Raw genomic sequence first — 20,899 nt, 5'->3', positions numbered from 1 at the left:
CAAGAGGTTGTAGAAACCGTCAAATCCGAACCTTCAGCCGGAAGAACTATCCGAGGCGGCGTCCGGATTTAGCAGATTGGCATTACGTGCGTTTATGCGCACGCGTTTGACGCGCCGCGGATCAGACTCAAGGATTTCGAATTCAAGTCCGCTCTCGTGCTTGATAATCTCTCCACGCGCTGGCACGCGGCCGGCGATCTTGAAGATAAGTCCTGCGAGCGTATCTGCTTCTTCTTCTTCATCTTCAGGAAGGAGGTCAATGCCCAGGAGCTGTTCAAGAGCGGTGAGATCGACTCGCCCGTCCGCGATATAGACCTTCTCCTCGATCGGATTTATCTCCAGATCTTCATCCGTATCGTGCTCGTCAGCAATATCGCCCACGATCACCTCAACCAAATCTTCGATGGAAACGAGTCCTTCGGTGCCACCATACTCATCGATCACGATGGCAAGGTGCGTATGGCTCGCTTGCATGCGTACCAGCAAGTCCGTCGCCGGCATGGACGGCGGAACAAACAAGACGTCGCGGTTGAGGCCTGCCTGACGAACCAGGGTCGAAAGTGCTGTCGCCGCAACGCTGAGGCCAGGCGCCGTGGCCCTGTCCACTTTTTCGGCTGCTTCCGCCTTCTCGCTCTTTGGCGCACGCCGTTTTTTTGTGCCGCGGGAAGCCATCCAGCGAAGAAAATCCTTCACGTGGATCATGCCGGTGATGCCGTCGAGCGTCTCGCGATAAACGGGCACGCGCGAATGGTTGGCGTCGATGAATTTCGCCAACAGATCTTGCATGGTGTCGGTATCGTCAATGGCGACAATATCGACGCGAGGAACCATCACATCGTCAACGCGTAGACCGGAGAACTCGATGATATTGAGCATCATCGATTTGGCTTCTTGGCCAACGGTCTCGCCTGGGTTCTGCGCTTCGTGGCTCTCTATGGCGCCTTCAAGGCTTTCGCGCAGGCCCATATCCCTACCGCGGCCGAAGCGGCTCCTCAGCCGTTGCCAAAGGCTTTCGCGCACCGGCTCTGGCGAAGTGACATTGCTGGTGTCGTCAGTGTCGCTCATAGGGATCGGAAATGCCCAGGCCTTTCAAAATTTCTGCCTCTAACTGCTCCATGGCTTCTGCTTCCACGTCATTCTCGTGATCGTGGCCGAGGAGATGCAACATGCCATGGACAATAAGGTGCACCGTGTGATCACGCAACGTCTTGCCCTGTTCACCCGCCTCACGAGCGGTCACGCCATATGCCAGCACGATATCGCCCAAGGGACGAGGTTCACCTTCTGGTATCGGCATGTTACCCGGACTTGGAAAGGACAGCACATTGGTCGGGTTGTCTCTGGAACGCCACTCTGCATTGAGCTGAGCAACGGAAAGATCATCTGTGAACACGAGGGAGACTTCGACCGATCCGTGAGGATTTATAGCTGCCGTCAGTGCCGCATTCACAGCGTCGCGCGCAAGATTTTGCAGATCGGCCAGGGCCAGCCACGCCTGGTCTTCCACATCAATGGACACCATCATTTCTTCAGCTTGGGTGCCTTCTTGTCATAGGCTTCGACAATGCGGCCGACAAGCGCATGCCGCACAATGTCGGAGTTGGTGAAACCAACGGAACTGACGCCCTGCACGCCCTTCAGCACCGCCACCGCATCAGAAAGTCCGGAGGAGACACCTGAGGGCAGGTCAACCTGGGTCGGATCACCTGTCACCACCATGCGGCTCCCCTCCCCCAGCCGCGTAAGGAACATTTTCATCTGCTGAGGGGTGGTGTTCTGAGCTTCGTCCAAGATCACGAATGCAGAGGACAACGTGCGACCGCGCATGAAAGCCAAAGGTGCAATTTCGATCTGGTTTTCCGCAATGCCCTTGGCAACGAGACTCGCGGGCATCATGTCATAAAGTGCATCATAGAGCGGGCGGAGATAGGGATCGACCTTCTCCTTCATGTCTCCCGGCAGGAAGCCCAGCCTTTCGCCTGCCTCGACTGCGGGCCGCGAGAGAACGATACGGTCGACTTCGCCGTTCATCAATGCTTCGGCAGCGCATGCCACGGCCAGATATGTCTTGCCCGTGCCCGCAGGTCCGATGCCGAAAACCAGTTCGTTTCTGCGAATCGCCTCTATGTAGGAGCCTTGGGTTGGGGTGCGTGGCAGAACCAGCTTGCGCCGCGTGCGAATGGCGCCGCCGGGGATGTTCGTTTCCTGAGCTTCGCGCATGCGGATTGCCCCCTCGACTTCGCCCTTGGTGATGTCGAGTCCGCGTCGGGCACGGTTATAGAGCGCCATCAGTACGTCGCGGGCTGCATTTCGCCCCGAATCACTTCCGCGTACGGCCAGGCGGTTACCCCGCGGGGTGATGTCCACGTCCAACCGGTGTTCAAGGACGGCAAGGTTCTCGTCATGCTCCCCACAGAGCAATGATAACAAGCGGTTATCGTCAAATGAGAGGGTGAGAATATCCGAATCTTCCTGCCGGGAGCCGTTCTTGGAGCTGCCGAGCTGGGCCGCAGTCACGGGCGGATTCAAGGATTTGGTTCTCCGTGTTTAGCCTGACGGCACATAATGGCCCGAAAGACTGTTGGTTCCAACAGCTGTTATGTGGGTATCCACGATCTTGCCGATAAGAGACGGATCGCCGGGAATATGCACCGCCTGCAAATAAGGCGAGCGGCCAACAAGTTGTCCCATATCACGGCCGGGTTTTTCCAGCAGAACAGGTAGAGTCCGTCCAACTTGCCCGGCATTGAAGTCGGTTTGCTGGCAGTGAATAAGGGCCTGCAGTACCTGAAGCCTTTGCGACTTTTCGGTCTCTGGGATCTGAGCAGTACTCCCGGCTGCCGGTGTTCCAGGCCGGGGCGAATACTTGAACGAATATGCACTGGCGTACCCCACCGTCCTTATGAGTGCCAGTGTCGCTTCGAAATCTCTTTCTGTTTCGCCAGGAAAACCCACGATGAAATCACCTGAGATCGCCATATCAGGTCTGGCCAAACGCATTTTTTCGATAACGCGCAGATAGTGATCGGCTGAGTGACCCCTGTTCATTGCTTTGAGTATCGTATCGCTACCACTCTGTACCGGCAAATGCAGGTACGGCATCAGTTTCGGATTATCGGCGTGTGCAGCAATCAAATCATTGGTCATGTCTCGGGGATGACTTGTTGTGTAGCGCAGTCTCTCGATACCATCGATTGATGACAGTATGGACACGAGGCCAGCAAGCCCGATTGAACGGCCCTTTGCGTCCTCCCCATGCCAGGCATTCACGTTTTGACCGAGAAGGGTGAATTCCTTTACGCCTTGAGCGGCCATTTTCTGCGCTTCAGCGAGCAACTGTTGGAGCGGCCTCGAATATTGTGCACCGCGCGTATAGGGCACAACACAAAAGGTGCAGAATTTGTCACAGCCTTCCTGAACTGTCAGGAATGCGGCAACCGTCCGTCGCGGCAGTGCTTTGGCCTCAAGCCCTTCGAACTTGTCCTCTGCGGGAAATTCCGTTTCGATCACGGCCTTCTCGCCCGCCCGATGCCTTGCCAGGAGTTGCGGCAGCCGATGGTAGGTCTGGGGTCCAAACACGAGATCAACGGCAGGCGCGCGTTTTACAATCTCTTCGCCTTCTGCCTGGGCCACGCACCCCGCGACGGCGATCACCATCTCTCCACCGTGCTCTGCCCGTGCCAGCTTCATGCGCCGGATCTTGCCCAGCTCCGAATAGACCTTCTCGGCCGCCTTCTCCCGGATGTGGCACGTATTTAGGATGACGAGATCGGCGTCTTCTGGTGCCATCGTCTCGGTGTAGCCCAACGGCGAGAGCACATCCCGCATCCGTTCACTATCGTAGACGTTCATCTGGCAGCCGTAGGTTTTGACGAAAACCTTCTTCGGGGCATTGTCCATGATGGGCATCTAGCTGATTTTCTCAGGGTGGTGAAGCGCCAGGCTTACACCCTGGCGGACCAAATTTTCCGCATGCAGGGCCAGTGCCTTGCGGTTTGCGGCGCAAGAGAGCGAAAGCGGGGGATGGCATACGACCGTCACCTCGATTGGCCCCGAGCGCAGCGCCTCGAGCAGATGAGGTGCGAGTTCCATTTCCCCAAACCACGCATATCGTGGCATAAGCCGACGGTTCATTGGCAGGTTCCGATGGCCCCGATAGGCCAGGGACACGGGCTGAACCATCACCCCCCCAATCTCCGCTGCGCCGAAAAATGAACTCTTGAAGGGCAGCACGCGCCGGCCGTCGCTTGACGTACCCTCCGGAAACAGGACCAGAATGTCCCCCTTTGCCAAGCGCATCCGCATTTGATCCCGTGAACTGCCTGTCGTATGGCGGCGGTCGCGGTCAATGAAGACGGTGCGCTGAAGCCGGGCAAGACTTCCGAAAAAGGGCCAGCCGCTCACTTCCTTCTTTGCCACAAAGGACACAGGCGCAACTGCGCTCAACACCACAATGTCCAGCCAACTGACGTGGTTGCTGACGATGAGCAGGGGCCCACGTTTTGGCGCCTTCCCAACGATATCGAGCCGGATTCCCAGGGTCCGGCACACAAGGCGATGATAGTGCATCGGAAAACAACGGGCCATTCTCGGCCAGAACCAGACGAAAAACTGTTGAAGCGGCATCAGCGGAAGGGTTAGTCCTGCGAATACTGCGAGCACCAGCCAAGGCCGTGTCCTGCTCAAGGTCAAAGCTCCTTCCGCAAGACAAGTGCATCCTCGTGGAATCCATTTCGCCGGTAGTAATCTTTGCGCAACCCGGCCTCAACGAAACCCACCTTCCCATAGAGCGCCCGTGCGGGATCATTCGAAGTGGCCACTTCCAGAAAGATCGTCAGCACGCCCGCCGCTTTAAGTCTTTCCATTTGCGCGCCAATCAGCTGTTGCGCCACGCCGCGGCGCTGATCCGGTAAGCGCGTACCCAGCGTGATGATTTCCGCCTCGTCTGCCGCGCGCCGTGTAAGAATGAAGGCGAGTGGTTCACCGCGTTCCATCGCAATTAACGCCGCGGTTCCCGGCAAGCTCAGCAAGCCCTCGAATGCGGCGGCAGTCCAACCCTCCTCAAAGGCGTCAGCATGAAGGACCGCGAGGAGGGATGCTGTAGATTGGTCAGCGGTCTCAAAGCACAGCGTCTCGATCTTTCTCAGAGCGGTTGCTTGCGGCTTGGCGTCTGCAGCACGCAGATATAGCGGCGCCGGAATTCCCGCTGGCTCGGCGCGTGCCGCCAAACGAGCAAAATGCGCTGCAATTGGGAGGTCACTCCCTTTGGACATTCTGAGATCGCTGCGACCGCTTACTGCACGCAACGTATGCGAAGCCGTTCCCAGGAGCAGGGTCTCAGACGGAGCCATTTCTGCTGCAGAGCCAGTCTTGCTCAACAGGGGACCGGCAATGAGCCTTCGGGATGCGTCGAACAGGGCTGCGTAAACATCGTCATTGCGGGCATCCAACACGACGAGGAGGGGGCTTTCTTCTGGGGCATTTGTTGCAATCGCCGACAGCGAGTCGATACCGATTATGGGAATTCCCAATGCAACACCAAGCCCCCGGGCGAAGGAAAGGCCAATGCGAACGCCTGTAAATGTGCCAGGACCGACAGTCACTGCAATGCGGTCAATCTGCGAGTGCGCAAGACCCGACTGCCGCATGAGGTGATCCACCATGGGTGCCAAAGCCTCCGCATGGCCTCGCTCCATGGGTAAGAAGGCCTCCGCCAGTGGTTGGGCGGCTTCGGTATCAACAATGGCAGCCGAGCAGGCTGCCATTGTTGTATCAATGCTGAGGATCTTCATGGGCGGCGTGATAGGCCGCGAGGCCATGGCGCGTCAAACAGCGCGGACTTCGCTCACTTCCGGCACGAAATGTCGAAGTAGGTTCTCAATTCCATGCTTCAGCGTCGCAGTGGAGGAGGGGCAGCCTGCGCAAGAGCCTTTCATATTGAGAAAGACAACCCCCTCTCGAAACCCATGGAATGTGATATCGCCACCATCCTGGGCCACGGCCGGCCTTACGCGGGTGTCGAGAAGTTGCTTGATCGTGGTTACAATCTCCGCGTCGCCTGCCTCGAAGAATTCCTCTCCGCCCCCTTCAACTTGCCGTGTCTCTTCGAGCAGCATGGGCGCCCCCGAAAGATAATGGTCCATGATGAGACCAAGGATGGCTGGCTTCATATGCTGCCACTCGGCTCCGGCACGGGTGACCGTAATGAAGTCCTGACCCAGAAACACGCCCGAGACGCCATCCACTGAAAAAAGCTTCTGGGCGAGGGGAGATTCTGCCGCCGACGAAGCTTCACGGTAGTCCCGCGCTCCGCCCGGCAGCACGGGCTTTCCGGGGATGAACTTCAGTGTGGCGGGATTGGGCGTGGCTTCTGTTTGAATGAACATATGTCCGATTCCTCTACTCGGGAATTTGTATATAGGCCCAGATTAGAATCATTTCAAACTGTTCCGCGCTATCCCCTTGGCAATCGTTCAAGATACAATGAAACCCACAATTTCGCGCGCTTTGCGGGTAATGGGAGCTGCTATCGCCCTGGCGCGGTGGGAGCCATTTTCGAGAACACTGATCACATATTGCGGGTCGGACTGAAGCCGCTTCGTTTCCTCACCCACCGGGCCAAGCTTGGCCACAGCAAGATCGGCAAGTGCGTTCTTGAAAACGGAGAATTGTCCGCCGCCATATTGCCCCAGCACCTTCTCAAGCGTTTCCCCCGAAAGCGCCGCGTAGATGCCGGTCAGATTGTCCGCCTCCGGCCGTCCCTTCAGGCCCTCGGCTTCACTCGGAAGCGGCTCGGTATCGGTCTTGGCCTTGCGAATCTTCTTGGCGATTGTGTCCGCATCGTCTGTCAAGTTCAAACGGGAGAGGTCGGAAGGGTCCGACTTTGACATCTTCTTTGTTCCATCCCGGAGGCTCATCACCCGCGTTGCGGGACCGGTGATATAGGGTTCAGGCGGCACGAAGAAAACGCCGTCCTCAAAGCCCGAGGCCCTTATCGCGTCTGCATAATCGACGTTGAACTTGTTGGCGATATCGCGAGCCAGCTCAAGATGCTGCTTCTGGTCATCACCGACGGGCACGTGCGTTGCGTGATAGCCCAGAATGTCTGCCGCCATGAGAACCGGATAGGTATAGAGACCGACGGACGCTGCTTCCTTGTCCTTTCCCGCCTTTTCCTTGAATTGCGTCATCCGGTTGAGCCATCCAATGCGGCCGGTGCAGCCAAGGATCCAGGCGAGCTCGGCATGCTCCGCCACCTGTGATTGGTTGAAGATGATGCTCTTTTTGGGATCGAGGCCGCAAGCGAGATAGGCCGCCGTCACATCAACGATGGCGCGCCGCAACTCCGTGGGATCCTGCCACATGGTGATCGCATGCATGTCGACGACGCAATAGATGCATTCATGCGTGTCCTGCATGTGAATCCAGTTCAGCATCGCACCCAGGTAGTTGCCGAGATGCAGATTTCCCGTCGGTTGCATGCCGGAGAAAACGCGCGGAACAAAGGTGGACATCATGAAACCTCTTAGGCTGGACCGCGCCGCTTATGCCCGCAAAAATACGCCATGAAAAGAGCTTCGCTGGTCTGGCTTGCCAAGGCTGGCTTTCCCCGGTCTAAGAGAAAGGCCATGCCTGAACTTCCTGAAGTCGAAACCGTCATGCGCGGGCTGAGGCCCGTCCTGGAAGGCCACCAGATTGCTCACGTCACCTTGCGGCGTAGCGGGCTCCGCTTTCCGTTTCCGTTGAGATTTGCCGACCGGCTGGCAGGCAAACGCATTGACACCCTCTGGCGGCGCGCAAAATACATCCTTGCATCTCTCGACTCTGGCGAAATCCTGCTCATTCACCTTGGTATGACCGGCCGATTCACGGTGATAGAAGGGGGCCGGCCGAAAAACCTGGGAGAGTTCTATTTCGAGACGGCGGCCGCTGAAGTGGGGGAAGGTCTCCACGATCATGTGGCCTTGACCTTGGAAAATGGCACTCGCATCATCTATACGGACCCACGACGCTTCGGTGTAATGGATCTGTTTCCCGAAGCGGAGGCAGAATCCCACAAGCTCCTCCGGGGAATTGGATTGGAGCCACTCGGCAATGCCTTCGACGCAGCGTATCTGGCAGAGCGCTTCAAGGGAAAGGCCGCACCGTTGAAAGCCGCCCTCCTCGACCAACGCATCATCGCGGGCCTGGGCAATATCTATGTATGTGAGGCGCTCCACCGGGCGGGCCTTTCGCCCCGCCGCAAGGCTGGGACGATGCTGCGCAAAAGGGGGCATGACCCTCGGCTCGACGACCTGGTGCGCCACATTCGCGAGGTGTTGGCGGAGGCTATCCTTGCGGGTGGTTCGACGCTGCAGGACTTTGCCCACACGGATGGCTCAGCCGGCGCATTTCAGCAGCGCTTTCTGGTTTATGACCGGGAGGGACAGCCATGCATGCGCTGCGGGCAGGCGATCGAGAGACTTGTGCAGTCCGGGCGTTCCACCTTTTATTGCCGCCACTGCCAACGCTAGGACGGATCATGACCTACCAGAACATCCTTGTGGACCGCCGCGGCGCGGTCGTGTTGATCACCCTCAATCGTCCTCAGGCGCTGAATGCATTGAACGAAGCATTGATCGCGGAGCTCAATGACGCGCTCAATGCCGTCGAGGCGGATCCCGAGATCGGGTGCTCGGTCATCACCGGTAGCGAGAAAGCCTTCGCGGCCGGCGCAGATGTGAAAGAGATGGCGGAACAAAGCTATATGGAAGCCTACCTGGGAAAATTCCTGGATGGCTGGACCAGGCTTTCGGAGACACGCAAACCAGTGATCGCGGCTGTTTCGGGCTTCTGCCTCGGCGGCGGGCTGGAGCTTGCCATGATGTGCGATTTCATTATCGCCTCGGAAACAGCACGCTTTGCACTCCCCGAAATCACACTCGGCATCATGCCCGGGGCAGGGGGCACGCAACGCCTTCCTCGGTCTATCGGCAAAGCCAAAGCCATGGATCTGATACTGACGGGCCGCATGATGGATGCTTCGGAGGCCGAGCGTGCTGGCCTCGTCGCCAGGCTCGTGGGCCAGGAGCGGCTTATAGATGAAGCCCTTGCCGCGGCGTCGAAGGTCGCTTCCTATTCGAGACCCATAGTCATGATGGCCAAGGAAACGGTGAATCGAGCACAGGAAACCTCCCTCTCCGAGGGCGCACGATTTGAGCGCCGCCTGTTCCTTTCGATGTTCGCGACCGATGATCAAAAAGAAGGCATGCAGGCCTTCATTGAGAAGCGGAAACCTGTCTTCAGAAACCGCTGAGGCGGGTGAGGCGTACGCAATCGCGTATGCCGAACACTGCGTTGAGGCATCGTCTCTTTGTGCCACCGAATGCTCACTGCCGAATGTGACTCGACCAGGCAAGGGTCAGGACGGGTAGATAACGCCTTTCTTCACGATGATATTGCCATAAAGGCGCGGTTCGCTTGACGCAACGATGGCAAAGCAGTGCTTCACCTTGCTGTAGAAAGCATCACCTACCAATGCAGTGATTTTTTGTTGCGGCTCATGCTTGTTCAGTATGGCCGCAAAGTCCATGAATACCGGCTCCATGCGGTGAGGGTCCATTTGGACGGCAGGCCGCCAAACCGCCTCGGGCACCATGTCGTCAATGGGCATGACGGAGAGGATGGCGTCCAGAATGCGCGGGGCGCCATGGCCATCCAGCCGCACGACGCGCTTGCCATGCTCTTCCGCCGGATAGTTACCATCCACAATGGCAATCTCGTCACCATGACCCATGGCGCGGAGAACGCGCAAGAGGTCAGGGCTCAACAGCGGATCGATTCCCTTGAGCATCAGGTCTTTTCCTTGAACAGGACATTGCGGTTGATGATGAAATTGTCGAACAGCGGCAAGCTCGCTGCACCCAGCGCGCGGGCATCCGCACCGATTGTTCCTTCCAGAACAGGAAAGTCCGCAAGGCCTTGCCGGTCGACGCCGTGAAGCGCGTCCTGCACCGCCCGTGTGAAACGGCTGCGGACGGCAAGCGGAACCGCACCATCGATCACCACGGCAGAGCAATCCAGCACGGCCATGGCGCCAGCCGCGGCGGTCGCCACCTCGAGGGCTGCCCGCGAGAGCCAGCGCTCCAGCGCCTGACCGGCGCCGCGCCACTCGCCTGGATCACGCCACAGGAATTCAGGGTCGCCCCCCTCGCGCAGAATGTCGCGTTCCAGGGCAGCAAGCGAGGTGGAGTGAACCAGCTGCTGGGACCTTCCATCTGCGGACGTTACTGGAAATGACGCTAGTGCACCCGCGTTGCCATGCTTGCCGAGATAGAGGCTGCCATTGAGAACGATGCCACCGCCAATGAAATAACCAAGGTAGAAATAGGCAAAATCCGGGAGATCCCGGCCGAGACCAAACAGCAGCTCGGCCGCACAAGCTGCAGAAGCGTCGTTGCAGAAGTGGATTGGCCAGCCGAACAGCTGGGCGAGCTCGGCTTGCAGGTCGAAATCTTTCCAGGCTGTCAGCACATCCGGTGGCGCGCCCACATCCTCTGCCCAATTCCACAGCTCAAAGGGAGCGGCAATTCCCAGGCCGCTGATCCGTTCCCTCTGGCGAACTCCGAGTGTTGAAACGAGCTCGTCAACACCTGATGTTACGAAAGCAATGAGCTCGCCTGGCGATGGAAAATTATAGGGCCGGTGAATTGTGTGCCGCACATTGCCGGCGAGGTCGAGCAGCATCAGGTCCCCCGAGCGGCGGCCCACCTTCAAGCCAATCGAAAAGGCTCCATCGGGATCGAGCTCAAAAGGCACCAGAGGCTGTCCAACCTTGCCGCGCTGCGGCGTTCTCCGCTTGAGCAGCCCGTCCGCCTCCAGCTGACGCACAATGACAGAAACAGTCTGTGCGGACAGTCCCGTCAGCCGCGCCATTTCGGCCTTGGGGAGCCGTCCATGGAGCCTAACGAGGGAAAGGATGAGCCGCTCATTATACAAGCGCACACCCGACTGCGTGGTGCCGCGTGACAGCTCTGGGCGCCGTTCACCCGGTGTGCCGTTGGTGGCCCACTCGATCGCCATGCCTGTCTCATCCTTGTGCAGCGACGCACAGATTTCCAGCACGGCAGAGGGCTGTCAATCGATAAATCACTCCGGTTTATTTATTGACAGCCACGAAATTTTGCGATGAGAATGCGTCATGTGCAGGAGATGGTACGATCAAGCTTCTCTCGCACCGGTAGAACCAAAATTCACCAAACCCCCTGAACGGGGGCAAACAAACCAATGGGAGGCCCACGTGAAGACTCTTTTGAAAGCTGCACTGCTCGGCGCTGCTGCTACGGCGATTTTTTCGGTAACGCCGGCTCTCGCTGCAGACGGCGTCTGCCTTATCACCAAGAACAACACCAACCCCTTCTTCGTGAAAATGAAGGAAGGTGCGGAAGCCAAGGCCACTGAGCTCGGGCTTGAATTCCAGGCCTATGCCGGCAAGGTGGACGGCGATGCCGGGCCGCAGATCGAAGCAATCGAGAATTGCGTGGCCTCTGGTGCCAAGGGCATTCTAATCACGGCATCCAACGACTCGGTCATTCCCGCACTCAAGGATGCGCGCTCCAAAGGCGTCCTGGTGATTGCCCTCGATACGCCGATCGGTGATGCAGACGCGGCCGACTCGACCTTTGCCACCGACAATTTCCAGGCTGGTGTGTTCATCGGCAAATGGGCCAAGGCTCAGCTCGGTGACAAGGCCGCCTCCGCTAAGATCGGCATGCTGGACATCAACAAGGACAACATCTCGGTTGACGTGTTGCGTGACACTGGCTTCCTGACGGGCTTCGGCATCGAAGTGCCGAATGGCAAGGTTCTGGGTTCCGAGACCGATGCGCGCGTGATTGGCCATGAAACCTCGAATGCCAACCCCGAAGGCGGCCTCAAGGCGGCAGAAAACCTGCTCGCCAAGGACCCGGACATGAATGTGATCTATACGATCAACGAGCCCGCAGCCGAAGGCGCCTACCAGGCCATGAAGGCCGCTGGCAAGGAAACCCAGGCCCTGATCGTGTCGGTTGATGGTGGCTGCCCCGGCGTTCAGAACGTCAAGGCGGGCGTGATCGGTGCAACCTCCATGCAGTTCCCGCTGCTGATGGCTTCCAAGGGCGTGGAAGCCATTGCGGCCTTCGCTAAGGACGGTACCAAGCCGGTCAACTCCGAAGGCCTCAGCTTCTTCAACACGGGCGTCCAGCTCATCACCGACAAGCCGGTCGATGGTCTGCCTTCCATCACCTCTGACGAAGGCCTGAAGATCTGCTGGGGCTGATAGCCCTCTGACCTTTGGGAGTTGAACCTATTGAGGGGCGACCTTATCGTCGCCCCTCATACAAGATGCGGGACGTCATCCGCACGAAAGCAATGGGGCAGGATCATGAGCGACGGTAGTCAGCCCACGAAGACACTTTCTGACTTTGAGTCGGCGCTCACCAAGGCCGATACCTCGGTTGCCTCCTTCGAGTCCGAACAGCTGACTCCGCTTCAAAGACTGCGGATGTTCTTGCAGGCCTACCCGGTGTCCGTGCCGATTTTCGTGCTCATCGTTTCAATCCTGCTGTTCGGCATCACGACGGATGGCAAAATCTTCATGCCCGGCAATCTGTCGACCATTCTCAAGCAGATAACCCCCATCGGCATCATTGCCATCGCCCAGACCATCATCATCCTGACGGCCGGCATCGACTTGTCCATCGGTGCCATCATGGTGCTGTCCATGATCATCATGGGTAAGCTTGCCGTTCAGACAGGTGTTCCGGCACCAGCGGCAGTCGCCATTGGTCTCTTTGCCGGCGGCGTGATGGGCTATCTGAATGGCTTCCTGGTCACCCGCCTGCGCCTGCCGCCCTTCATCGTGACACTGGGCACGCTTTACATCTTTCAGGCCTTGAAGCTGTGGTACTCGGACTCCGAGTCGATCCGGAACGTCGATACGGAAGCCAAAGCACCACTCCTGATCTGGTTCGGCAATGTCATTTCCGTCGCGGGATTTCAGATACTCTATGGCACCATCGCCTTCCTGCTGCTCGCCTGGCTTATGTCCTATGTGCTCCGACATACCGCCTGGGGACGCCATGTCTATGCGGTCGGTGATGATCTCAACGGCGCCATGCTTTCGGGCGTACAGACGGATAAGGTGCTGCGGTCCGTCTATTCCGTGGCCGGCGTCATTGCCGCTTTCGCAGGTCTCGTGCTGATCGGCCGTGTTGGCGGAACGGTCACGCCGCTTGCGGGTGAAACGGCCAATCTCGACTCAATCACGGCCGTGGTGATCGGCGGCACCTCCCTTTTCGGCGGCCGCGGCACAATCATTGGTTCCGTGCTGGGTGCCATCATCGTCGGCGTCTTCCGCTTCGGCCTGTCGCTGTCGAAGGTCGATGTGCTGTGGCAGGACTTCACCGTGGGTATTCTCATCATCGCCGCAGTCGCGATCGACCAGTGGATCCGCAAGGCCTCAAGCTGAAATCAAGACTCCAATTCCACAGAGCAGGCGCCCGAAATGACAAGCACGTCAGTTAACCAGAACGCCCAGCCGATCCTCACCACGCGCAATCTTGTGAAGCGTTACGGCCGCGTCACGGCTCTCGATCATTGTGATTTCGATCTCTACCCCAACGAGATCCTGGCCGTCATCGGTGACAACGGTGCGGGTAAATCCACCCTCATCAAGGCGATTTGTGGAGCCGTGCTACCTGATGAAGGCGAGATCCGTCTTGACGGTAAGATTGTGCAATTCAAATCGCCGCTCGAAGCGCGCAACGCTGGCATTGAAACAGTCTATCAGAACCTTGCTCTGTCGCCCGCCTTGTCGATCGCGGACAACATGTTTATGGGCCGCGAAATCCGCGCGGAAGGAATTCTCGGTTCCCTTTTCAAGAAGCTTGATCATCGCAAGATGGAGAAGATCGCCCGCGACAAGCTGACCGAACTCGGACTGATGACCATTCAAAACATTGGCCAGGCCGTTGAAACGCTCTCTGGTGGCCAGCGCCAAGGCGTGGCCGTTGCCCGCGCTGCTGCTTTCGGTTCCAAGGTCGTTATCATGGATGAGCCGACCGCCGCCTTGGGTGTCAAGGAATCGCGCCGTGTGCTGGAACTGATTCTCGATGTAAAGGGCCGCGGACTGCCCATCGTGCTCATTTCCCACAACATGCCGCATGTTTTCGAGGTGGCAGACCGCATACATGTGCACCGGCTTGGAAAGCGGCTGTGCACCATCAGCCCCAAGGATTTCACCATGTCGGATGCGGTGGCCTTCATGACGGGTGCCAAAACGCCACCGCCTGAACTTGTGGCTGCTTGATCCCTGGCTCCAATGAGGTGGTCACCGCGGCGTTTTCTTGTCCTGTTCCAGCTTGTGGGCGGCCAGTGCCATTAGGCGCTTGTCCCGCCACTCCGTCGCCTTGGTGAGGGCTTCCCGGGAAACGTCTTTGCGCCGCTCCGTGTCAAGTTCCCGGCCAATCGACTCGGGCCAGGGTGCCGCCGTGGACTGGCTCTCACCGACCCTGCGGATGGTGGGTCCGTAACGCTCGAGGTAGTCTGCCACACCTTGTGGCGCATTGAGATCAATGGTCTCGATCGGCCCCATGAAGCACCAGCGCAATGCAAGCCCATCCTTGATGGTCTTGTCCAAGTCCCCGGCCGTCACATAGTCTTCCGCAATAAGCCGGAATGCTTCATTCAGAACCGCAAGCTGGAGCCGGTTCAAGATAAAGCCTTCGATTTCCCGCTTCACCATGACAGGAACCATGCCGCAGCTGGCCATGAAATCCTTAGCTTTTGCAAGCGCTTCGGGCGCCGTGAAATCAGCACCACAGAGTTCGACAATGGGCGCGAGATGAGGTGGATTCAGCGGATGCGAGACAAGGCATCTTTGGCGGCTCGCCAAACCGCCAAAGATGATTGACGGCATGATCGCCGACGTGGAGCTCGACAAGATTGACTGTTCCGGAGCAAGCTTCTCAACCTCACCAAAGAGACGTTGCTTGGGCTCTGCCCGCTCAACGATGTTTTCTTGGATGAACCCAGCATCTGCGACTGCCGCAGCCAGGCCCGGGGCCGCACCAATTCGCGCGAGGGTTTGCTGCGGGCTATCAATGAGCCCTGCCTCCGCCATCTCAGGCAGGGTTCGGGCGATGTGCGCCAGTGCCTTGTCCACCTGACCTGCATCCTGATCCCACAGCAGGACGTCGTGGCCGCCGCGCGCAAAAACCATGGCCCATGAGCGGCCGATGAGTCCAGAACCGAGGATCGCAGTCTTCATTTCGGCACCGGCGCATCCTGGCGCAGCAGGCCCTCTGACTTGAGGTCTTTCCATAGGGCCTTCGGTATCTTGGCTTCAAGTGTGGCGACGTTCAGCGCCACCTCTTTCGCGCTGACGCCGCCGGGAATCACGCTGACGACCTGACGGTGATGCATGGGGAACCGCAGCGCGGCCTGCGCCAGTTTCACCTTGTGTCTTTTGCAGAGAGCTTCGATCCGCGCCACGCGGTCCAGAATCGCTTTGGGTGCCGGATCATAATTATACCAGGCGCCCGGCTTTGGACCCGTGGCAAGAATGCCGGAATTATATGGTCCGCCGAGTACAATGCCGATCCCACGCTGTTCGCAAAGCGGCAGGAAGGACTCGAGTGCTTCCTGTTCGAGCAGGGTGTAGCGGCCCGCCAGCAGGAAGATGTCGAAGTTACCGGCCTTCGCAAGAATGTTACAGACCTCCCACTCATTCACGCCGGCACCAAACGCCTTGATGACCTTTTCGCTGCGGAGTTTTTCCAAGGCTTTATAGCCACTGTTGAGGATCGTCTTCACATGGGCGTCACGCGCCTCGATGGTCTTGTGGTTGAAGACATCGACATCGTGAATGAACACGATATCGATCGAATCGACGCCCAGCCGTTCGAGCGAGAATTCAATCGAACGCATAAAGCCGTCATAACTATAATCATAGATCTCACGCCGGCTCGGCGTGTCGAAAAATTTGCCGATTCCCGTCCGCTGCGCCGGCTCGCAAACCTCCATCAGCCGCCCGACTTTCGTCGACAGCACATAGTCTTTCCGCCTTTTGCCGAACAGGAAACGGTTCAATCGTGTTTCGGACAGGCCAAGCCCGTAGAGAGGGGCGGTGTCATAGTAGCGGATGCCGGCATTCCATGCCGTCTCCAGTGTCTTCTGTGCCTCTTCAGGATTGACGGCCCGGTAAAGGTTACCAAGCGGGGCTGTGCCGAATCCAAGTTCAGTGAAAGGGATTGTGTCGCCCGTAGACGGTACCTTGAAATTGCGTTTCTTCATGCGTCGTTGCCTCCCGGTGGATTGAGATCGGCGAAAAGCTCGGGCTTTTCCCGTGCGAAGGACTCGAGTTCCGCCATGACGGCGTTCAGGTGGCCGTACATCGCCCGGGCCGCCGTCTCACCGTCACGTGTTTCGAGGGCCGCAACGACAGCGCGATGTTCAGCGAGCGTAAGTTCAAGGCGGCGCCTGGTGTTGAGAAGCCGCCTGACGCGGTCCAGACCAAGGCGGGCCGTCTCGGTTGCGTTTCGCACCCGTTCAAAACCGAGCTCGTCCTGGAGAGCCGCATGGAACGCCAGGTCGAAACCATGGAATCCTTTGAGGTCTTGTGCCTCGATGGCGACGCGCTGGTAGCGCAGGTTGCTGTTGAGCTGATCGAGAAGACCGGAAGCTGCAGCAGGCGCAATGCTCCGGACGGTTTCCACTTCAAGGGCCCGTCGCAGAAACATGTTTTCGCGTGCGTCCGAGATCTTGATCAGCGCGACGCGCGACCCGCTCTGCGGAATGATGTCGACGAGCCCCTCGGCCGCCAGCCGGTTCATTGCCTCGCCCACTGGAAATCGGGACACGCCCATACGCGCGGCAATAGCCTGCTTGTCGAGGAACTCTCCCGGCTTGAGGTCCAGCTGCACAATGGCCTCGCGAAGGGCGGAATGGACCCGCGCCGTGGCGCCGCCCTTGGGCAGATGCCGCCCAGTTCCCAAGAAATCATATGTCGCAAGAGCCACTGGCATGCTAACATGTTAGCAAGATTTCCGAGGGGAACAAGCCCCGCCGCCTTAAAGTGAGAACGATGATGATCGCAACTGTGCCGAAAGCGCCTCGCATGCTTCGCCTCTCCAGCGAAGACAACGTCCTGGTAGCCATTGATACTGTCGACAAGGGTGTCCTGGGTCCCGAGGGCATCACGGCGCTGGACCGTATCGGCAAGGGGCACAAGATGGCCTCGACGCCGATCGCCGAGGGGCAGCCCGTGCGCAAATTCGGTCAGATCATCGGTTTCGCCAAGCAGGACATTCCACAAGGATCCTGGGTGCATGAACACAACACTGGCGTTCATGATTTCGCCCGGGATTATGCCTTCGCACAGGATGCCAAGCCCGAAGATATCTTGCCGCTGGACCGGCAGGCGACCTTCCAGGGAATTCGTCGGGCCAACGGAAAGGTCGGCACCCGCAACTACATAGGCGTGCTCACCTCCGTGAACTGCTCCGCAACCGTGGCCGGCTTCATCGCGGAAGAGGTCAAGCGCTCCGGCATGCTGGACGAATTCCCCAACATAGACGGTGTCGTGGCCCTCAAGATGGACAATGGCTGCGTCATCGATTACCGCGGTGCCATTTTTGACATCCTGAAGCGCACCGCCTGGGGCTATGCGACCAATCCCAATATGGGTGGTGTGCTGATGGTCGGATTGGGTTGCGAAGGCTTCCAGATTCCCCGTTTCAAGGAAGCCTACGGGATCGTCGAGAACGAATTGTTCCGTACCATGACGATCCAGGAGACGGGCGGAACGCGCAAGACGGTAGCTGCTGGCGTGGCGGCCATCCGCGATATGCTGCCGCACGTGAACAATGTAAAACGCGAAACCTGCCACGCGTCGGATCTCATCGTAGCGCTGCAATGTGGCGGATCGGACGGTTATTCGGGCATCACCGCCAATCCCGCTCTGGGCGCCGCCGTTGATATTCTGGTCAAGCACGGTGGCACTGGCATATTGTCCGAAACGCCAGAAATTTATGGCGCCGAACATCTGCTGACCCGCCGTGCTGCAAACCAGGAGGTGGGCGAAAAGCTCGTCGACATCATCAAATGGTGGGAAGACTACACCAAGCGCAACAATATGGAGATGAACAACAACCCGTCTCCTGGCAACAAGCTGGGTGGCCTCACCACCATTCTCGAAAAATCTCTCGGAGCCGCTGCGAAGGGTGGCACAACCACGCTCCGTCACGTTTACCGTTATGCTGAGCCGGTAACGGGGAAGGGCTTCGTCTTCATGGATACACCGGGTTATGATCCGGTGGCGGCCACCGGCCAGGTTGCAGGGGGGGCCAACCTCCTGTGCTTCACGACAGGCCGGGGCTCGGCCTATGGCTGCAAGCCCGTTCCGTCCATCAAGCTTGCTACCAACACGGACATCTATCAGCGCATGATTGATGACATGGACATCAACTGCGGTGACATTCTTGAAGGCGTGTCGATCCAGGAGAAGGGCCAGCAGATTTTCGAGCTGATGCTCAAAGTTGCATCTGGTCAGCGCACAAAATCGGAAGAACTGGGCTATGGCGATAATGAATATGTGCCGTGGCACGTCGGCGCCATGATGTGATTGCCGCAACGCAAGCCATCATTGCACCAAGATTCCGGCTGAATGCTCACGACAGCGGGACGGCAGCGGTTCACCTCATGTAAAGTGGACCATGCTAACTCCTGTCTTACCGGAGTGCCGGGGGAGTAATGGGCCGTTCCAGCAAATCGAGTCGCGCGAAGCAGCGGGTGGAGCCGCAACTCTTCTCCGGCAAGAGCGGTCAGAAACGAGGGGGCAGGTCGCCCGGGCGGGAACCACGCCGCGGCCGGTCACTGGTCTGGGTCGCGCTGCGTTTCAGCTTCACTCTGGCCTTCCTTGGTGGGCTGAGCCTGGCTGCAGTCTTTGGATATGTCTGGTTTACGCTGGACAAGCAGGGCCTGCTGAAAATTCCGGACCGTGAGCCTGGCGTCATGATTTTGGCGTCGGATGGTTCCGTTCTGGCCGAGCAGGGTTCCTTCAACGGCGATGCAATGCGGATTGCCGATCTGCCGGATTATGTGTCCAATGCCTTCATCGCCATCGAAGACAGACGCTTCCGCAGCCACTTTGGCGTAGATCCCATCGGCCTGTTGCGGGCGATGTACACCAACTACCGCTCGGGCCGGGTGGTGCAAGGTGGCTCGACGCTGACCCAGCAGCTCGCCAAGAATCTGTTCCTGACGGCGGATCGCACGATTGAACGCAAACTGCAGGAAGTGGTGCTTGCCGTTTGGCTTGAACATCAATTTACCAAGGATGAGATCCTCCAGCTCTATCTGAACCGGATCTATTTTGGTTCAGGCGCGACGGGCCTCGAGAAAGCGGCGCGCGTCTATTACCAGAAATCGGCCGCTGAACTCACACTGCCTGAGGCCGCGACCCTCGCCGGCGTGGTCAAGGCACCAAGTGCCGCCAATCCAATTTCCGATCCCCAGGCTGCGGCAGACCGCGCCCGGCTTGTGATTCAGAGCATGGCCGAAGCAGGTTTCATCACGCCTGAAGTGGCCGCCGCGGCAATAGAACGGCCTGCAGAATCGAAGACGGTCTCCTTTCTCTCGGCCAGGAATTTCGTCGTCGACTGGATCGGAGAGCAACTGCCAGAATTCGTGCAGGACTATCAGCAGTCCCTGATCGTTGAAACCACCATCGATTCATCCTTGCAAGGCTCGGCCGAACAGGCGGTCAACAAGGAGCTGAACGCACAGGGTTCAAAACTCGGCGTTTCGCAGGGTGCAATGGTCGTGATGGATGGTTCGGGCGCAGTACTCGCCATGATCGGCGGCAAGTCCTACCGCAAGAGCCAGTTCAATCGTGTGACGAAGGCGCGGCGGCAGCCAGGTTCGGCGTTCAAACCCTTCGTCTATCTGGCGGCCCTCGAACATGGTCTTACGCCAGATACAGTCGAAATCGATGAGCCCGTTCGCATCGGCAGCTGGCAGCCGGAGAATTATCGCAAGAAGTATTTGGGGCCTGTCGCCCTCGAAACGGCCTTTGCGCTCTCGCTCAACACGATTTCGGTGAAGCTCGTTCTGCAACTGGGTCCGGAGGCGGTCATAGCGGTAGCACACCGCCTGGGCATAACGTCGCCACTCGGGAATGATGCTTCGATCGCGCTCGGAACCTCTGAAGTGACGCTCCTTGAACTGACGTCTGCCTTTGTGCCCTTCTCGAATGGGGGCTACCCCGTCTCAGCCTATGCCGTTACGCGCATTCGCACGCGCGATGGCCGCACCATCTATGAGCGTAACGGCTCGGGCTTTCCAAAGTCAGTCAACGATAATGAACTCTATGGCATGAACCGGATGATGCGCCTCGTGGTGACGGACGGCACCGGCACGCGCGCGGCTTTTCCGGGTTTCGACATCGCAGGCAAGACGGGCACAAGCCAGGATTACCGGGACGCATGGTTCATTGGTTACACGAGCGAGTTGATTGCCGGCGTTTGGGTGGGCAACGATGACAATTCACCTACAAAGAAGGTCACGGGCGGACTGATCCCGGCGATGATCTGGCGTGAAGTGATGGAACCCGCCCATCGCGGCCTTACACCGCGGCCGCTTCCGGGTGAGGCATTGGTGGCCGCTCAAGGTCCTGCCACCGTATCAGATGCGCAGTACGATCAGGGGGCGGCTGAGGAACCTGCTATGCCGCCGGAGCAAGAACAGCAGAGCGGCACGTTCTTTGAGAGACTGTTTGGCGGGTTTTCACGCAAGCAACACAAGCCGGGGAAGAACAAGGGTGTCTCAGCCTATGAACGCATGATGCATGCCAGGGACGATGAACCCTAAAGCATCAGCC

20 protein-coding genes are annotated in these 20,899 nt (G+C 58.4%); 7 read left to right on the top strand and 13 right to left on the bottom strand.

Translation table 11 applies throughout. The features are described from left to right. Positions 1–33: 33 nt before the first annotated feature. The 8 genes from ACO06F_RS11935 to trpS all read right to left on the bottom strand — a co-directional run bounded on the left by ACO06F_RS11935 (position 34) and on the right by trpS (position 7,517). Positions 34–1,065: a hemolysin family protein gene (locus tag ACO06F_RS11935; RefSeq protein WP_421692979.1), complete on the bottom strand. Its 1,032-nt coding sequence runs from the start codon at positions 1,063–1,065 to the stop codon at positions 34–36. Continuing rightward, complete coding sequence (gene ybeY / locus ACO06F_RS11930; protein WP_421692978.1) at positions 1,052–1,525, bottom strand: rRNA maturation RNase YbeY; 474 nt, start codon at positions 1,523–1,525, stop codon at positions 1,052–1,054. The genes ACO06F_RS11935 and ybeY overlap by 14 nt, the downstream gene beginning before the upstream one ends. Next, positions 1,522–2,529 (bottom strand): PhoH family protein, encoded by a 1,008-nt coding sequence (locus tag ACO06F_RS11925; RefSeq protein WP_421692977.1) that lies wholly within the window; start codon positions 2,527–2,529, stop codon positions 1,522–1,524. The genes ybeY and ACO06F_RS11925 overlap by 4 nt, the downstream gene beginning before the upstream one ends. 18 nt (positions 2,530–2,547) lie before the next feature. Next, the gene (gene miaB / locus ACO06F_RS11920; protein ID WP_421692976.1) at positions 2,548–3,909 is read right to left on the bottom strand and encodes a tRNA (N6-isopentenyl adenosine(37)-C2)-methylthiotransferase MiaB; all 1,362 of its coding nucleotides are present in this window, start codon (positions 3,907–3,909) and stop codon (positions 2,548–2,550) included. Next, positions 3,910–4,569: a lysophospholipid acyltransferase family protein gene (locus ACO06F_RS11915; RefSeq protein ID WP_421696668.1), complete on the bottom strand. Its 660-nt coding sequence runs from the start codon at positions 4,567–4,569 to the stop codon at positions 3,910–3,912. A 119-nt stretch (positions 4,570–4,688) separates the two neighbouring features. Further along, the gene (tsaB, locus tag ACO06F_RS11910) at positions 4,689–5,792 is read right to left on the bottom strand and encodes a tRNA (adenosine(37)-N6)-threonylcarbamoyltransferase complex dimerization subunit type 1 TsaB (RefSeq protein ID WP_421692975.1); all 1,104 of its coding nucleotides are present in this window, start codon (positions 5,790–5,792) and stop codon (positions 4,689–4,691) included. Between the two features lie 33 nt (positions 5,793–5,825). Beyond that, entirely contained in the window at positions 5,826–6,386 is a 561-nt protein-coding gene (locus ACO06F_RS11905; RefSeq protein WP_421692974.1) for a NifU family protein, read from the bottom strand. An 87-nt stretch (positions 6,387–6,473) separates the two neighbouring features. Next, a complete protein-coding gene (trpS, locus tag ACO06F_RS11900) occupies positions 6,474–7,517 on the bottom strand; it encodes a tryptophan--tRNA ligase (RefSeq protein WP_421692973.1) in 1,044 nt (347 codons plus the stop codon). Positions 7,518–7,628: 111 nt separating this feature from the next. Here trpS and mutM point away from each other — a divergent pair, with 111 nt between their 5' ends. Next, positions 7,629–8,513: a bifunctional DNA-formamidopyrimidine glycosylase/DNA-(apurinic or apyrimidinic site) lyase gene (gene mutM / locus ACO06F_RS11895; RefSeq protein WP_421692972.1), complete on the top strand. Its 885-nt coding sequence runs from the start codon at positions 7,629–7,631 to the stop codon at positions 8,511–8,513. An 8-nt stretch (positions 8,514–8,521) separates the two neighbouring features. Next, positions 8,522–9,295 carry an enoyl-CoA hydratase gene (locus ACO06F_RS11890; RefSeq protein WP_421692971.1) on the top strand — a complete coding sequence of 258 codons (774 nt, stop codon included), beginning with the start codon at positions 8,522–8,524 and terminating at the stop codon, positions 9,293–9,295. A 105-nt stretch (positions 9,296–9,400) separates the two neighbouring features. Here the strand turns inward: ACO06F_RS11890 and ACO06F_RS11885 are convergent, their stop codons facing one another. Further along, positions 9,401–9,832 (bottom strand): RbsD/FucU family protein, encoded by a 432-nt coding sequence (locus ACO06F_RS11885; protein WP_421692970.1) that lies wholly within the window; start codon positions 9,830–9,832, stop codon positions 9,401–9,403. After that, positions 9,832–11,061: an ROK family transcriptional regulator gene (locus ACO06F_RS11880; RefSeq protein ID WP_421692969.1), complete on the bottom strand. Its 1,230-nt coding sequence runs from the start codon at positions 11,059–11,061 to the stop codon at positions 9,832–9,834. Before ACO06F_RS11880 ends, ACO06F_RS11885 begins: the two co-directional genes overlap by 1 nt. A gap of 217 nt (positions 11,062–11,278) precedes the next feature. On the opposite strand from ACO06F_RS11880, the gene ACO06F_RS11875 reads away from it, so the two are divergent. From ACO06F_RS11875 to ACO06F_RS11865, 3 genes are all read left to right on the top strand, one after another. Then, on the top strand, positions 11,279–12,298 hold the full coding sequence (locus tag ACO06F_RS11875; protein WP_421692968.1) for a substrate-binding domain-containing protein: 1,020 nt from the start codon (positions 11,279–11,281) through the stop codon (positions 12,296–12,298). Positions 12,299–12,403: 105 nt separating this feature from the next. Further along, entirely contained in the window at positions 12,404–13,489 is a 1,086-nt protein-coding gene (locus tag ACO06F_RS11870) for an ABC transporter permease (protein WP_421692967.1), read from the top strand. 36 nt (positions 13,490–13,525) lie between these two features. Continuing rightward, the gene (locus tag ACO06F_RS11865; RefSeq protein ID WP_421692966.1) at positions 13,526–14,329 is read left to right on the top strand and encodes an ATP-binding cassette domain-containing protein; all 804 of its coding nucleotides are present in this window, start codon (positions 13,526–13,528) and stop codon (positions 14,327–14,329) included. 21 nt (positions 14,330–14,350) lie between these two features. Here ACO06F_RS11865 and ACO06F_RS11860 read toward each other — a convergent pair whose 3' ends face one another. Genes ACO06F_RS11860 through ACO06F_RS11850 form a run of 3 tightly spaced genes read right to left on the bottom strand, consistent with a single transcriptional unit; the run spans position 14,351 to position 17,045 of the window. Beyond that, a complete protein-coding gene (locus tag ACO06F_RS11860) occupies positions 14,351–15,289 on the bottom strand; it encodes a 3-hydroxyacyl-CoA dehydrogenase (RefSeq protein WP_421692965.1) in 939 nt (312 codons plus the stop codon). Beyond that, entirely contained in the window at positions 15,286–16,314 is a 1,029-nt protein-coding gene (locus ACO06F_RS11855) for an aldo/keto reductase (protein ID WP_421692964.1), read from the bottom strand. Before ACO06F_RS11855 ends, ACO06F_RS11860 begins: the two co-directional genes overlap by 4 nt. After that, positions 16,311–17,045 carry a GntR family transcriptional regulator gene (locus ACO06F_RS11850; protein ID WP_421692963.1) on the bottom strand — a complete coding sequence of 245 codons (735 nt, stop codon included), beginning with the start codon at positions 17,043–17,045 and terminating at the stop codon, positions 16,311–16,313. The genes ACO06F_RS11855 and ACO06F_RS11850 overlap by 4 nt, the downstream gene beginning before the upstream one ends. Positions 17,046–17,137: 92 nt before the next feature. Between ACO06F_RS11850 and ACO06F_RS11845 the strand changes: the two genes are divergently transcribed. Both ACO06F_RS11845 and ACO06F_RS11840 read left to right on the top strand, forming a co-directional pair. Then, positions 17,138–18,643, top strand: coding sequence for a UxaA family hydrolase (locus ACO06F_RS11845; protein WP_421692962.1), 1,506 nt, complete (start codon positions 17,138–17,140; stop codon positions 18,641–18,643). Between the two features lie 128 nt (positions 18,644–18,771). Beyond that, positions 18,772–20,889, top strand: a complete 2,118-nt coding sequence (locus ACO06F_RS11840; RefSeq protein WP_421692961.1) for a transglycosylase domain-containing protein — start codon at positions 18,772–18,774, stop codon at positions 20,887–20,889. Positions 20,890–20,899 lie beyond the last annotated feature (10 nt).

Origin of the sequence: Aestuariivirga sp. (assembly GCF_965227715.1) — a bacterium.
In the GTDB taxonomy this organism is placed as follows: domain Bacteria; phylum Pseudomonadota; class Alphaproteobacteria; order Rhizobiales; family Aestuariivirgaceae; genus Aestuariivirga.
This window is presented reverse-complemented; position numbering and strand designations above follow the sequence as displayed.

Excerpts from the sequence above, each read along its gene's own strand:
- miaB (WP_421692976.1), bottom strand. The coding sequence starts at position 3,909 with ATGCCCATCATGGACAATGCCCCGAAGAAGGTTTTCGTCAAAACCTAC.
- trpS (WP_421692973.1), bottom strand. The coding sequence starts at position 7,517 with ATGATGTCCACCTTTGTTCCGCGCGTTTTCTCCGGCATGCAACCGACG.
- ACO06F_RS11850 (WP_421692963.1), bottom strand. The coding sequence starts at position 17,045 with ATGCCAGTGGCTCTTGCGACATATGATTTCTTGGGAACTGGGCGGCAT.
- ACO06F_RS11885 (WP_421692970.1), bottom strand. The coding sequence starts at position 9,832 with ATGCTCAAGGGAATCGATCCGCTGTTGAGCCCTGACCTCTTGCGCGTT.
- ACO06F_RS11915 (WP_421696668.1), bottom strand. The coding sequence starts at position 4,569 with ATGCACTATCATCGCCTTGTGTGCCGGACCCTGGGAATCCGGCTCGAT.
- mutM (WP_421692972.1), top strand. The coding sequence starts at position 7,629 with ATGCCTGAACTTCCTGAAGTCGAAACCGTCATGCGCGGGCTGAGGCCC.
- ACO06F_RS11880 (WP_421692969.1), bottom strand. The coding sequence starts at position 11,061 with ATGGCGATCGAGTGGGCCACCAACGGCACACCGGGTGAACGGCGCCCA.
- ACO06F_RS11890 (WP_421692971.1), top strand. The coding sequence starts at position 8,522 with ATGACCTACCAGAACATCCTTGTGGACCGCCGCGGCGCGGTCGTGTTG.
- ACO06F_RS11840 (WP_421692961.1), top strand. The coding sequence starts at position 18,772 with ATGGGCCGTTCCAGCAAATCGAGTCGCGCGAAGCAGCGGGTGGAGCCG.
- ACO06F_RS11855 (WP_421692964.1), bottom strand. The coding sequence starts at position 16,314 with ATGAAGAAACGCAATTTCAAGGTACCGTCTACGGGCGACACAATCCCT.
- ACO06F_RS11870 (WP_421692967.1), top strand. The coding sequence starts at position 12,404 with ATGAGCGACGGTAGTCAGCCCACGAAGACACTTTCTGACTTTGAGTCG.
- tsaB (WP_421692975.1), bottom strand. The coding sequence starts at position 5,792 with ATGAAGATCCTCAGCATTGATACAACAATGGCAGCCTGCTCGGCTGCC.
- ACO06F_RS11935 (WP_421692979.1), bottom strand. The coding sequence starts at position 1,065 with ATGAGCGACACTGACGACACCAGCAATGTCACTTCGCCAGAGCCGGTG.
- ybeY (WP_421692978.1), bottom strand. The coding sequence starts at position 1,525 with ATGATGGTGTCCATTGATGTGGAAGACCAGGCGTGGCTGGCCCTGGCC.
- ACO06F_RS11845 (WP_421692962.1), top strand. The coding sequence starts at position 17,138 with ATGCTTCGCCTCTCCAGCGAAGACAACGTCCTGGTAGCCATTGATACT.
- ACO06F_RS11865 (WP_421692966.1), top strand. The coding sequence starts at position 13,526 with ATGACAAGCACGTCAGTTAACCAGAACGCCCAGCCGATCCTCACCACG.
- ACO06F_RS11905 (WP_421692974.1), bottom strand. The coding sequence starts at position 6,386 with ATGTTCATTCAAACAGAAGCCACGCCCAATCCCGCCACACTGAAGTTC.
- ACO06F_RS11860 (WP_421692965.1), bottom strand. The coding sequence starts at position 15,289 with ATGAAGACTGCGATCCTCGGTTCTGGACTCATCGGCCGCTCATGGGCC.